13 protein-coding genes are annotated in these 13548 nt (G+C 55.9%); 1 reads left to right on the plus strand and 12 read right to left on the minus strand.

Going from position 1 to position 13548, the window contains the following annotated elements:
* Positions 1-360 (minus strand): purine nucleoside phosphoramidase, encoded by a 360-nt coding sequence (gene hinT / locus SOM48_RS02205; RefSeq protein ID WP_054803910.1) that lies wholly within the window; start codon positions 358-360, stop codon positions 1-3.
* A 329-nt stretch (positions 361-689) separates the two neighbouring features.
* On the opposite strand from hinT, the gene fhuE reads away from it, so the two are divergent.
* A complete protein-coding gene (gene fhuE, locus SOM48_RS02210) occupies positions 690-2876 on the plus strand; it encodes a ferric-rhodotorulic acid/ferric-coprogen receptor FhuE (RefSeq protein WP_320511357.1) in 2187 nt (728 codons plus the stop codon).
* A 186-nt stretch (positions 2877-3062) separates the two neighbouring features.
* Here the strand turns inward: fhuE and ptsG are convergent, their stop codons facing one another.
* From ptsG to SOM48_RS02265, 11 genes are all read right to left on the minus strand, one after another.
* Positions 3063-4496 carry a PTS glucose transporter subunit IIBC gene (ptsG, locus tag SOM48_RS02215; protein ID WP_023481473.1) on the minus strand — a complete coding sequence of 478 codons (1434 nt, stop codon included), beginning with the start codon at positions 4494-4496 and terminating at the stop codon, positions 3063-3065.
* Positions 4497-4794: 298 nt separating this feature from the next.
* Complete coding sequence (locus SOM48_RS02220; protein ID WP_320511358.1) at positions 4795-5589, minus strand: metal-dependent hydrolase; 795 nt, start codon at positions 5587-5589, stop codon at positions 4795-4797.
* A gap of 10 nt (positions 5590-5599) precedes the next feature.
* Complete coding sequence (gene holB / locus SOM48_RS02225) at positions 5600-6604, minus strand: DNA polymerase III subunit delta' (RefSeq protein WP_320511359.1); 1005 nt, start codon at positions 6602-6604, stop codon at positions 5600-5602.
* Positions 6601-7242 (minus strand): dTMP kinase, encoded by a 642-nt coding sequence (tmk, locus tag SOM48_RS02230; RefSeq protein WP_128483186.1) that lies wholly within the window; start codon positions 7240-7242, stop codon positions 6601-6603. Before tmk ends, holB begins: the two co-directional genes overlap by 4 nt.
* Complete coding sequence (gene yceG / locus SOM48_RS02235) at positions 7232-8254, minus strand: cell division protein YceG (RefSeq protein ID WP_042713171.1); 1023 nt, start codon at positions 8252-8254, stop codon at positions 7232-7234. Before yceG ends, tmk begins: the two co-directional genes overlap by 11 nt.
* A complete protein-coding gene (gene pabC, locus SOM48_RS02240; protein WP_320511360.1) occupies positions 8251-9066 on the minus strand; it encodes an aminodeoxychorismate lyase in 816 nt (271 codons plus the stop codon). The genes yceG and pabC overlap by 4 nt, the downstream gene beginning before the upstream one ends.
* Positions 9067-9178: 112 nt before the next feature.
* On the minus strand, positions 9179-10420 hold the full coding sequence (gene fabF / locus SOM48_RS02245; protein WP_076769687.1) for a beta-ketoacyl-ACP synthase II: 1242 nt from the start codon (positions 10418-10420) through the stop codon (positions 9179-9181).
* Positions 10421-10510: 90 nt separating this feature from the next.
* Positions 10511-10747 carry an acyl carrier protein gene (acpP, locus tag SOM48_RS02250; protein ID WP_000103754.1) on the minus strand — a complete coding sequence of 79 codons (237 nt, stop codon included), beginning with the start codon at positions 10745-10747 and terminating at the stop codon, positions 10511-10513.
* A gap of 154 nt (positions 10748-10901) precedes the next feature.
* Positions 10902-11636 (minus strand): 3-oxoacyl-ACP reductase FabG, encoded by a 735-nt coding sequence (fabG, locus tag SOM48_RS02255; protein WP_128483190.1) that lies wholly within the window; start codon positions 11634-11636, stop codon positions 10902-10904.
* A gap of 12 nt (positions 11637-11648) precedes the next feature.
* The gene (gene fabD / locus SOM48_RS02260; protein WP_320511361.1) at positions 11649-12578 is read right to left on the minus strand and encodes an ACP S-malonyltransferase; all 930 of its coding nucleotides are present in this window, start codon (positions 12576-12578) and stop codon (positions 11649-11651) included.
* A gap of 16 nt (positions 12579-12594) precedes the next feature.
* Positions 12595-13548 carry a beta-ketoacyl-ACP synthase III gene (locus SOM48_RS02265; protein WP_139964961.1) on the minus strand — a complete coding sequence of 318 codons (954 nt, stop codon included), beginning with the start codon at positions 13546-13548 and terminating at the stop codon, positions 12595-12597.

A 13548-nucleotide genomic window follows, 5' to 3' on the forward strand; every position in this document is an offset into this window, starting at 1 on the left:
TTAAAGCCCTTTATGAGCCAGCATCGGCCCCAGCACGCGCCCACCCACCAGGTGCATATGAATATGGTAAACCTCCTGCCCGCCGTGACGATTGCAGTTCATGATCAGGCGATAGCCATCTTCGGCAATCCCTTCATCACGGGCGATTTTCGCAGCAACAGTCATCATGCGCCCCAGCGCCTGCTCATGGGCCTGCGTTACATCGTTGACGGTTGGGATAAGCAGGTTCGGCACGATCAGCACATGTGTTGGTGCTTGCGGAGAGATATCGCGAAAGGCGGTAACCAGTTCATCCTGATAAACGATGTCCGCCGGAATTTCGCGACGAATGATTTTGCTGAAAATGGTCTCTTCGGCCATGACGTTTTCCTTTTATGAGTGCGGGCCAGGCCCGCCGTCGTCGTCAATTATGTGCCCTAGAGTATGATCGAGATTCTCTTGTTCTTTCAACTATAACGCTGTTTTTCTTTCCCCTTTTACGCCGGGCCTGATTGTGGCAGGCGCAGACGCCGCCCGGCACAGATGAAATCGCATTTCATAATCGATAATTACATCTGTTTACACCAGTTAAGTGAATGCGTATATTTCGCATTTGCATTTCCATGCGCGCCTTGCGCTGACGCATTTACTTCCCGTAGCCAGCAACGTACTGGCTGCGGGTTCTGCTCACACACCATTAAGGGTTTATCATGTCTTTCCCGCAGAATGGCCGCTTCGGCGCACGCGCCTGTACGGCCGCCCCTTCCCTGCTGGCCGTTGCCATTGCTTTCGCGCTCACCCCGGCCACCGGTTTTGCCGCCAGCAGTGAAGAGACGGTGGTCGTTGAAGGAACCAGTGCTGCCGACGCTCGTGCTCTGACCGAACAGGATTACAATACGCAGACCACTGCGGCGGGCACCAAAATGACGCTGGTGCAGCGCGATATTCCTCAATCCATCAGCATTACTACCCAACAGCGGATGAAGGATCAGCAGCTGGAAACACTGGGCGATGTGCTGAAGAACACCACCGGCGTGTTCGAGAGCGCGGCAGACTCCGATCGCAGCACCTACTACTCGCGCGGCTTCCTGATTGATAACTATATGGTCGACGGTATTCCGACGATTTTTGAAACCCGCTGGAACCTGGGCGATGCGCTCTCCGATACGGCTATGTATGAGCGCATTGAAGTGGTACGCGGCGCAACCGGGCTGATGACCGGGGCGGGCAATCCATCCGCTTCCGTAAATATGGTGCGCAAGCACGCCGACAGCCGCGAATTCACCTCAAACGTTTCGGCCGAGTATGGCAGCTGGAATAAACAGCGTTACGTCGCGGATGTCTCCACGCCGCTGACGGATGATGGCAGGATCCGCGGCCGTGCGGTGGCCGGTTACCAGCATAATGACAGCTGGCTTGATCGCTACAGCCAGGAGAAGAAGTTCTTCTACGGCGTGCTGGATGTCGATCTGACTGCGTCGACGGCTTTCTCCGTTGGCTATGACTACCAGGAGACCGACGTTGATAGCCCAACGTGGGGCGGGTTGCCGCGCTGGTATACCGACGGCACAAAAACCCACCCGAGCCGCAGCGACAGCACCGCGCCGGATTGGGCCTATAACAATAAAGTCTCCAAACGCACCTTCGCGACGCTGAAGCAGGGTCTCGGCAGTGACTGGCTGCTGACGGTGAACGGCACCCATACCGAGACGCAGCTCGACAGTAAAGCGCTCTATGTCGACGGCACGGTCGATAAATCCACCGGACTGATGGTCAGCCCTTATGGTGCCTCTTACCCCTATGTTGGCGGTACCGGATATAACACCGGCATGCGTAAAGTCGATGCGCTGGATACCTTTGCTAATGGCTCGTATGAACTGTTTGGCCGCCAGCATGAGCTGATGGTCGGCGGCAATCTGAGCAAGCAAAATAACCGCTACTTTAGCTCGTGGGAGAATATCCTCGATACCTCGCTCGGCAACTACAGCAACTTCAACGGCAACTACCCGGAAACACAATGGGCGCCGCTGAGCCTGGCGCAGGAAGATACTATTCGTCAGCAGTCAGCCTACCTCGCGACGCGTATATCACTTGCCGATCCGCTGCATCTGATTGCGGGCGCGCGTTATACCAAATACAAACTTGAGACGTTGACGCAGGATCTGGAGAAGAACAACCTCTCACCCTATGCGGGCCTGATCTTCGACATCAACGATACCTGGTCGACCTACGCCAGCTACACCTCCATCTTTAAACCGCAGGAGTACCGCGACGCGCAGGGGAAATATCTCTCGCCGGTCACCGGGAAAAATTACGAGCTGGGCGTGAAATCTGACTGGATGAACAGCCGTTTAACCGCTTCGCTCGCCGTGTTCCGTATAGAGCAGGATAACCTTGGTCAGACAACCGGTGGCGTGGTGCCGGGCACCAGCGGCGAAAGCGCGTATGAAGCGGTTGATGGCGCGGTGAGTAAAGGTGTTGAACTGGAAATTAACGGTGCGCTGACGGACAACTGGCAGATGACTTTTGGCGCCACACGCTATGTTGCCGATGATAAAGATGGCAATGCGGTGAACCCGAACCTGCCGCGTACGTCGATCAAAACCTTCACCAGCTATCGCCTGCCGATGCTGCAAGAGTTAACCGTCGGCGGCGGCGTTAACTGGCAGAACAGCACCTGGGCGAATGTCAGCACTGCGAACGGCAATTTCCGCTCTGAACAGGGCAGCTATGCGCTGGTCGACCTTTTCGCCCGTTATCAGGTTACTAAGCAGCTCTCGGTGCAGGCGAACATCGATAACCTTTTTGATAAGAAATATGACACCAACGTCGACAGCCGCTCCTATGTATATGGCGAGCCGCGTAACTTCTCAGTGAGCGCTAATTACCGCTTCTGATATCGCATCAGTAAACAAAAGGAGCCTGCGGGCTCCTTTTTTATTGGCTACCTGTAGGCCGGATAAGGCAACGCCGCCTTCCGGCTAAACCGCAATGCCGGATGGCGCTGACGCTTATCCGGCCTACAAATGCAGGGCAATAAAAAAGGGAGCCATCAGGCTCCCTCAGTCTCCCCAGACTATGGCTTAGCTGTTGCGGATGTACTCATCCATCTCGGTTTTCAGGTTATCGGATTTGGTACCGAAAATCGCCTGAACGCCGGAACCGGCAACAACCACACCCGCAGCGCCCAGTTTCTTCAGGCCAGCCTGATCCACTTTTGCTACGTCAGCCACGCTGACACGCAGACGCGTGATGCACGCATCGAGGTTGGTGATGTTCTCTTTGCCGCCAAACGCGGAAACCAGAGCCGGAGCCATTTCGCTGGTTACGCCAGCTTTGCTCTCTTCGGTGGTCTCTTCACGACCCGGCGTCTTCAGATCCAGCGCTTTAATCAGCACGCGGAAGACGGTGTAGTAAACCACTGCGTAGCAGATACCGATGATCGGGAACAGCCACAGTTTGCTGCTGTTGCCGCTCAGCACGACGAAGTCGATCAGACCGTGAGAGAACGAGGTACCGTCACGCATACCCAGCAGGATACAGATCGGGAAGGCCAGGCCTGCCAGAATCGCATGGATAACGTACAGGATCGGCGCCACGAACATAAAGGAGAACTCGATCGGCTCGGTGATACCGGTCAGGAACGAGGTCAGCGCGGCGGAGATCATGATACCGCCCACTTTGGCGCGGTTTTCCGGTTTCGCAGAGTGCCAGATAGCAATCGCGGCAGCCGGCAGACCGTACATTTTGAACAGGAAGCCACCGGAGAGTTTACCTGCGGTCGGGTCACCTGCCATGTAACGCGGGATATCGCCGTGGAACACCTGACCTGCGGCGTTGGTGAATTCACCAATCTGCATCTGGAAAGGTACGTTCCAGATATGGTGCAGACCAAACGGCACCAGGCAGCGCTCGATGAAGCCATAGATACCGAACGCGACAACCGGGTTCTGGTAAGCAGCCCACTGAGAGAAGGTCTGGATAGCAGTACCGATCGGCGGCCAAATAAAGGAGAGGATCACGCCAGTGAAGATTGCTGCCAGACCAGAGATGATCGGCACAAAGCGTTTACCCGCGAAGAAGCCCAGATACTCAGGCAGCTTGATACGGTAGAAGCGGTTAAACATATACGCTGCGATCGCACCAGAGATGATACCGCCAAGCACACCGGTGTCTGCCAGGTGTTTCGCCGCGATCTCTTCAGCAGGTAAATGCAGAACCAGCGGCGCAACCACCGCCATGGTTTTAACCATAATGCCGTAGGCGACAACGGCGGCAAGTGCGGAAACGCCGTCGTTATTGGTGAAGCCAAGGGCCACACCGATCGCGAAGATCAGCGGCATGTTGGCGAAAACGGAACCGCCCGCTTCGGCCATAACATGGGAAACCACTTCTGGCAGCCAGCTGAAGTTTGCAGAACCGACGCCCAGCAGGATACCTGCGATAGGGAGTACGGATACTGGCAGCATCAGCGATTTACCGACCTTCTGCAGGTTAGCAAATGCATTCTTAAACATAATTGAGAGTGCTCCTGAGTATTAGTGCTTTTTTCTACGCTTTCGCGCATTGGCACGGGGGGAGAACCGCGCCGTGGGAAGGGCATCTAAGCGCCCTTTATTTATTACACAGAGTAAAATAAATCGTTTCAGGTTTGTTTGACCGCTATCACGTTTCAGCCAGCATCGACAATAAAACTCACATTGCCTTACATTTGCCGCTCTGTTTAGGTCAAATTGTAACCGTCACCGCCCATTTTATGGCGGTGAACTTTACTCTTATCGGTTATTAATTACGAGTACTAAAATAAGCTGCTTTTCAGGCTAATTGCAGACGCGACGGGGCGATATGGAACAGGCGGGCAAAGTTTTGCGTCGTCTGTTGGGCAAGCTCTTCAATGGGGACACCCTTCAGCACCGCCATATACTCTGCAACATCGCGCGTCATGGCGGGCTGGTTCTCTTTCCCGCGGTGCGGCACCGGTGCCAGATAGGGTGAATCTGTCTCCACCAGCAGGCGATCGAGCGGCACATAGCGCGCGGCGTCACGTAGCTGCTCAGCGTTACGGAAGGTGACGATGCCGGAAAAGGAGATATAAAAACCCATATCCAGCAGCTTACCGGCCGTTTCACGATCTTCGGTAAAGCAGTGTAGTACGCCGCCGCAATCCTGCACCTTCTCTTCTTGTAAAATCGCCAGCGTATCGGCACGCGCGTCACGCGTATGCACAATCACCGGTTTATTCAGCTCGCGCCCAATGCGGATATGGTTGCGGAAAGAGTCCTGCTGGCGCGGCTTGGTTTCCGGGGTATAGAAGTAGTCGAGGCCGGTTTCACCCATTGCCACCACCCCCTCTTCTGCCGCCAGCTGGCGCAGGGTTTCCACCTCGTACTCTTCATCCTGATTAAGCGGATGTACGCCGCAGGAGAAAACCACATTCTCACGCTCGCCGACTAATTCACGCATTGACCGGTATCCGGGCAGCGTCGTGGCAACCGCGAGGCAGAACTTCACATCGCGCGCGGCGGCTTTCGCCAGCACATCGTCCACATTTTTATGCAGCGTTTCATAGTTAAGGCCATCGAGATGGCAGTGCGAGTCGACTAAAAACATAATGTCTCTCTTATAGATGGGATACAGGAAGCGTCACGCCGGAGTGCAGGTAACGCTCCACATTTAACAGTAAATCGGTCAGCAGCAGCTCGCGGTTGACGCCAACAACGCTCAGCAGCTGCTCACGACAGGTAAACAGCGCATGCAAAAGCGCATGCAGCGTGTCGCTGCGCCACTGGCGGGCGAAACCCTGCACCAGCGCCGGAGCATCGACGTTGGTAATGAGTGTTGCGCCTTGCTGCAGTTTCAGCGCGTCAAGGATCAGCGAAGCAAGCCACTGCAGCCGCTCCGGAGCATTGTCATGGTTTAGCGCGGGCAGCATCGCCAGCCAGTCACCGCCAGCCAGCGCGGTGTTTGCCGCTTCACACAGGGTCTGACGCTGCTTCCACTTATCATCCTGCAACAATACTTGAGCAGCACCCGGCGAGCCGGCCGACAGGCGCAGCGCGGTAAGAATTGCCTCTTGTGACATTGTCACTTCACGCGAAAGCCACGTCGCGGCGTACTGTTCTGCGGGTGGCGCTAAGTGATGTATACGGCAGCGGCTGCGCAGGGTCGGTAACAGCCGCACAGGCTCGCGGCAGGCAAGGAAAAACCATGTCTGCGCGGGCGGCTCTTCAAGCGTTTTGAGCAGTGCGTTGGCAGCAGCGTCGCTGAGCTGCGCGGCATCCGGCAGGCAGACGACTTTCGCGCCGCCGAGCCGGGCGTGCTCATACAGCTTTTCATTCACTTCACGCACCGCATCGATGCCCAGCGTCGACTTCCCTTTCTCCGGGGCAAGCACGTAATAATCGGGGTGCGTACCGGCCTGCATCAATTCGCAGCCGCGGCAGCGACCGCAGCTTTTATTTCCTTGCGGCGTCTGGCAGAGCAGCAGGCGGTTAATGGCGTAGATGAGCGCATCGTCGCCCATCCCTTCCAGGGCGTGGATCAGTAACGCGTGGTGCCCGCGCCCGCTCTGATAACTGGCGACCAGTTGTTCAAAGTCCGGCCGTAGCCACGGATACCATTTCATGCGCCCTGCTCCTCCACCCATGCGGTAACGGTGCGGCGAATATCGGCTACAACCTCTTCCAGCGACTGAGTGGCATCAATGGTACGAATAGTCGCATCTTGCGCCGCCAGTTCCAGATAGCGGGCACGCGTGCGGTTGAAGAAATCGAGCGACTCCTGCTCAATGCGGTCAAGCTCGCCGCGCGCGCGGGCGCGTTTGAGGCCCACTTCCGGCGTCACATCAAGATAGATTGTTAAATCGGGGCGGAAATCGCCGAGCACCGCGTCGCGCAGCGTGGTAAGCAGGGTTTGATCGATACCGCGTCCGCCGCCCTGGTAGGCCTGGGTGGAGAGATCGTGGCGATCGCCAATTACCCAGCTTCCGCTTGCCAGCGCAGGTTTGATCACCGTCTCCACCAGCTGAACGCGGGCGGCGTAAAACATCAGCACTTCGGCTTTATCGGTGATCACTTCATCCCCGACGGATCGGATATCCAGCACCAGGCTGCGCAGCTTTTCTGCCAGCAGCGTGCCGCCCGGCTCGCGGGTGAAGACCATGTCGCCAACGCCGAGCGTTTTCAGCGTGTCGACAATGACATCCCGCGCGGTGGTTTTGCCCGCGCCTTCCAGCCCTTCAATGACGATGTATTTACTGCCCATTTTTTTCCTTAAGTACTTTCAGGTACTCCTGCACCGATCGGTTATGACTGGCGAGATTGGTGTTAAACGTATGCCCGCCTTTACCGTCGGCAACAAAATAGAGATATGGCGTTTTTGCCGGATGCGCCGCGGCTTTCAGTGAGGCTTCACCCGGCGTGGCAATCGGCCCCGGCGGCAGGCCGTTAATAACATAGGTGTTGTAATCCGTCGGTGCCTCCAGATCGGCGCGCGACAGCTTACCACTATATCGCGCCCCCATCCCGTAGATTACCGTCGGATCGGTCTGCAGACGCATCCCGATGCGCAGCCGGTTAATAAACACCGAGGCTACCCGGTCGCGCTCACCGGCGACGGCGGTCTCTTTCTCAATGATCGAGGCCATCGTCACCAGTTGATTTTCATCTTTATAGGGCAGCCCTTCAGCGCGCCCTTCCCAGGCGCGGGCAACGGCCTGCACCATTTTTTGATGCGCGCGTTTCAACAGCGCGACGTCGGTAGTATTGGCGGTGTACATCCACGTGTCGGGCCAGAACCACCCTTCGACCCACTCCGGGTGCGCCATTTTTATCGCCTGCGCTACGGTTGCGTAGTCATCATCTTTCAGCGTGTGCTTAATGTATGGCGCGTCGCGCAGCTGTTTCAGGTAGTCGCTTAACCGCATCCCCTCAACGAAGCGCAGCGGGAACTGCGCCTCTTTGCCGCTCTCCAGCAACTGCATCATCTCCCGCACGGTCATGTTGGGCGTGAAGCGGTAGGTACCGGCTTTAAAATGCGAAAGATCGGGCTCCAGGCGCAGCAACCACTGGAATACGCGCGGACGATTAATCACCTTTTCGCGATAGAGCAGCTCGCCAAGCGTTGTGCGCCCGGTGCCTGCTGGCAAGGTGAAGATGGTTTCGTCTTTGATCAAAATTTTGCTGTCGGCCAGCTGCCGCACCTTCCAGGCGCCAGCGCCTGCGGCAACAACCAGTACCGCGAGCAGAATGAGTACAACGCCAAAGAGTTTTTTCATAATGGATTCATGCGCTCACAAAGAGGGGCTAAAAAATGGTACAGATCGCGCGCCTGCCACTGCCTGTCCGCCCACTGGCGAACCGGTACAACGGGCATCAGCGCGTTACAAATAATGGCTTCGTCTGCCAGTGCCAGCGCATCGAGCCCGGCGTTCACTTCGACAACGTTAAACGCAGAAGATGCCAGCTGGCGCAGGCAATATTGCCGCATAATGCCATCCACACCCGCCTGATCGAGCCTGGGCGTAAACACCGTTTTACCCTGTCGCCAGAAGAGATTTCCCGCGCTGCACTCGGTGATCCAGCCGTCGCTGTCGAGCACCAGCGCGTCATCAGCGTCGGTTTGTTCAAGCCCGAGGCGAATAAGCACCTGTTCCAGCCGGTTAAGGTGTTTGATACCGGCAAGCGCAGGATTGCGCCCCAGACGGATCTCACTGAGCGCAAGGGAGACCCCCTCCTGCTGCCAGCGCGCATAGTGCGCTGGCCTCGGTGCAAAGGAGACAATGCGCGTCGGCGCAGAACAGTTGGCCGGGCTGTAGCCACGTCCGCCCACGCCGCGCGTGATCACCGCTTTGATAACGCCTTCATCGTGCTCTTTCGCCAGCATGGTCATCTCCTGCTCAAGCGCAGACCAGTCGGCAAACGGGATCGCCAGGCGCTCGCACCCCTGCCGCAGACGCTGCTGGTGAGCGGCAGCAAATTGAATCTGCCCGTCGATAATGCGTGCGGTGGTAAAACAGCCGTCGCCAAACTGCGTCGCCCGGTCATTGGCCGCAAGCGAGGCCTGCTCTGTGCCATTAATCAAGAACATAGCGACTCCTTGTATGCATGGGCAGACAGTTTGGCAGGATGAAAAGCCGAGGACAAGGGGGATAAATCAGAATAGAAAAGGCCCGCAAGCGGGCCTTTATACGGCAGGTTGATCACACTTTTTTGAAGATCAGCGAGCCGTTGGTACCACCGAAGCCGAAGGAGTTACACAGGGTGTACTCCAGACCGCTGACCTGACGCGCCTCGTGTGGCACAAAATCAAGGTCGCAACCCTCATCCGGATTATCCAGATTGATGGTTGGCGGTACAGCCTGGTCGCGCAGTGCCAGGATGGAGTAGATTGATTCTACTGCACCCGCCGCACCGAGCAGGTGGCCGGTCATCGATTTCGTCGAGCTGACCATTACGTTGTAAGCTGCGTCGCCGAATACGGACTTCACTGCCTGCGCTTCGGCTTTATCGCCCGCAGGTGTTGAAGTGCCGTGTGCGTTCACATAGCCAATCTGAGACGGCTCAAGGCCCGCATCGCGAAGCGCATGAATCATCGCTTTCGCCGCACCCGCGCCGTTTTCCGGTGGAGAAGTCATGTGGTAAGCATCGCTGCTCATGCCAAAGCCGATGATTTCAGCATAGATTTTTGCACCGCGCTTCTTCGCGTGTTCGTACTCTTCCAGCATGATGATGCCTGCGCCATCGCCGAGGACAAAGCCATCACGGTCTTTATCCCACGGACGGCTTGCGGCCTGCGGATTGTCGTTATGCGTGGAGAGCGCGCGCGCTGCGCCAAAACCACCAACGCCAAGCGGTGTACTCGCTTTTTCCGCACCACCCGCCAGCATCGCATCTGCATCGCCATAGGCAATGATACGCGCCGCGTGACCGATGTTGTGCACGCCTGAAGTACAGGCAGTCGCAATTGAAATGCTGGGGCCTTGCAGACCAAACATAATGGTCAAATGGCCAGCCACCATATTCACAATGGTCGACGGAACAAAGAACGGGCTGATTTTACGCGGCCCGCCCTTAACGAGGGAGCTGTGGTTTTCTTCGATCAGGCCGAGACCACCAATGCCAGAACCAATCGCCGCGCCAATACGCGAGGCGTTTTCTTCGGTTACTTCCAGGCCGGAATCCTGCATGGCCTGAATACCAGCGACAATTCCATATTGAATGAAGTCGTCCATTTTGCGCTGCTCTTTGCGCGAAATGTACTCTTCACAATTAAAATCCTTTACTAAGCCAGCAAATTTGGTTGCATAGGCGCTAGTATCGAAATGGTCGATCAGGCTGATGCCACTCTGACCGGCAAGGAGAGCTTTCCAGGTAGACTCTACGGTATTGCCGACAGGAGACAACATGCCAAGTCCGGTCACAACTACACGACGCTTAGACACGTTTGTCCTCCAGGGAGGGATAAAAAAAGAGATTCGTGGGATTGCTTAGATAAAACTCAGGCGGTCGAATGACCGCCTGGAGATGTTCACTTACGCCTGGTGGCCGTTGATGTAATCAATGGCAGCCTGAACGGTAGTGATCTTCTCAGCTTCTTCGTCCGGAATCTCAGTATCAAACTCTTCTTCCAGAGCCATTACCAGCTCAACGGTGTCAAGAGAATCAGCGCCCAGGTCCTCAACGAAGGAAGCATTGTTAGTAACTTCTTCCTGCTTAACGCCCAGCTGCTCGCCGATAATTTTCTTAACGCGTTCTTCGATAGTGCTCATACTCTTAAATTTCCTATCAAAACTCGCTTTCGCGATGGTTTTCGTAGTGTATAAAATGTTGAAAAATTTGCAACTAAATCCCGGCAGTTCGTACCACGATTTTACGCTATTTTGAGGCTTTTCACCCCAATAACGCAAATAAATTTCATCGTGGTTAAACCATATACATTCCGCCGTTGACGTGCAGGGTCTCACCAGTGATGTAACCCGCCTCGTCAGAGGCTAAAAATGCAACCGCGCTGGCGATTTCCTGCGCACCGCCGAGACGGCCTGCAGGCACTTGCGCCAGAATACCCGCACGCTGATCGTCAGATAGCGCACGCGTCATGTCCGTTTCAATAAAACCCGGAGCAACAACGTTTACCGTAATACCGCGGGACGCAATTTCACGCGCCAGCGATTTACTAAAACCGATAAGACCCGCTTTCGCCGCAGCGTAGTTGGCCTGACCGGCATTTCCCATGGTACCAACCACAGAACCGATAGTGATAATACGCCCATGACGCTTTTTCATCATAGCTCGCATTACCGCTTTTGACAGACGGAAAACAGATGAAAGATTGGTCTCGATAATATCGTTCCACTCATCATCTTTCATGCGCATCAGCAGATTGTCACGGGTGATACCGGCGTTGTTCACCAGAATATCGACCTCGCCAAACTCAGCGCGAATGTTTTCCAGCACAGATTCGATAGATGCAGGGTCGGTCACATTTAACTGCAAACCTTTACCGTTCGCACCCAGATAATCGCTGATTGCCTGCGCGCCACTTTCGCTGGTCGCAGTACCAATCACCTTCGCGCCACGGGCTACGAGGGTTTCGGCGATTGCGCGGCCAATACCGCGGCTTGCACCGGTAACCAGCGCGATTTTTCCTTCAAAACTCATGGTCTTCCTCTTTTATTGCGCAAGTGCCTCTGACATCGCCGCCGGCTCGTTCAACGCCGAGGCTGTCAGGGTGTCAACAATACGTTTAGTCAGGCCGGTGAGGACTTTACCCGGGCCCACTTCATACAGGTGCTCAATGCCCTGTGACGCCATAAACTCAACGCTTTTGGTCCACTGAACCGGGCTGTAGAGCTGGCGCACCAGCGCATCGCGAATCGCTTCCGGGGTAGTTTCACACGCCACACCGACGTTATTCACGACCGGGATCTGCGGCGCATTAAACGTAATATTGCTTAGCTCAGCAGCCAGTTTCTCCGCCGCAGGTTTCATCAACGCGCAGTGGGAAGGAACGCTTACCGGCAGCGGCAGCGCACGTTTTGCGCCAGCGGCTTTACAGGCAGCCCCCGCACGCTCAACGGCTTCTTTATGACCCGCAATGACAACCTGGCCCGGTGAGTTATAGTTTACCGGCGAGACGACCTGCCCTTCGGCAGCGGCTTCACACGCCTGTGCAATTGCGGCGTCATCAAGACCGATAATCGCGGACATCGCACCGGTACCTGCCGGAACAGCATCCTGCATAAACTTACCGCGCAGTTCAACCAGGCGAACCGCATCAGCAAAGGCGATCACGCCTGCGCAAACCAGCGCAGAGTATTCGCCAAGGCTATGACCTGCCATCAGCGCAGGCGTTTTACCGCCCTGCTGCTGCCATACGCGCCACAGCGCGACAGAAGCCGTCAACAGTGCCGGCTGCGTCTGCCAGGTTTTGTTCAGCTCTTCCGCCGGGCCTTGCTGCACCAGCGCCCAGAGATCGTAGCCCAGCACCGCTGAAGCTTCCTGGAAAGTCTCTTCGATAACCGGCCAGGTTGCAGCCATGTCGGCCAGCATGCCGACAGTCTGGGAACCCTGCCCCGGAAACACAAATGCGAATTGCGTCATTTTTTTATCCTTATACTCAGAAACGTACCAGCGCAGAGCCCCAGGTGAACCCGCCGCCAAAGGCTTCAAGCAGGATCAGCTGACCAGCTTTAATGCGCCCGTCGCGCACCGCTTCATCCAGTGCACAAGGCACGGAAGCGGCAGACGTATTGCCATGACGATCGAGTGTTACCACTACATTGTCCATCGACATGCCGAGTTTTTTCGCCGTTGCGCTGATAATGCGCAGGTTTGCCTGGTGCGGCACCAGCCAGTCCAGCTCGCTGCGCTCAAGGTTATTGGCAGCCAACGTTTCGTCAACAATATGCGCCAGTTCGGTGACGGCAACTTTAAAGACTTCGTTACCCGCCATCGTTAAATAGGTCGGATTTTCCGGGTTTACGCGATCGAGATTTGGCAGCGTCAGCAGTTCGCCATAGCTTCCGTCAGCGTGCATATGCGTGGAGATAATCCCCGGCTCTTCTGAAGCGCCCAGTACGGCAGCGCCCGCAGCGTCGCCAAAGAGGATAATCGTACCGCGATCTTCCGGATCGAGCGTACGCGCCAGCGCATCGGAGCCGATTACCAGCGCATTTTTTACCGCACCGGATTTGATGTATTGATCGGCAATGCTCAGGGCATAGGTAAAGCCTGCGCAGGCGGCGGCAACGTCAAACGCCGGGCAACCTTTAATCCCCAGCATATTCTGGATCTGGCAGGCAGCGCTTGGGAAAGCGTGGGTCGCTGAAGTGGTTGCGACAATGATTAAGCCAATCTGATCGTTATCGATGCCGGCCATTTCGAGCGCGCGTTTAGCGGCCTCAAAGCCCATAGTCGATACAGTCTCGTTTGCCCCAGCAATACGACGCTCACGAATACCCGTACGCGTGACAATCCACTCGTCGGAGGTATCGACCATTTTTTCTAAATCGGCGTTTGTTCGAACCTGTTCTGGCAGATAGCTGCCGGTACCAATAATCTTTGTATACAT

Origin of the sequence: Kosakonia sp. CFBP8986 (assembly GCF_034044935.1) — a bacterium.
GTDB classification, from domain to species: Bacteria; Pseudomonadota; Gammaproteobacteria; order Enterobacterales; family Enterobacteriaceae; genus Kosakonia; species Kosakonia cowanii.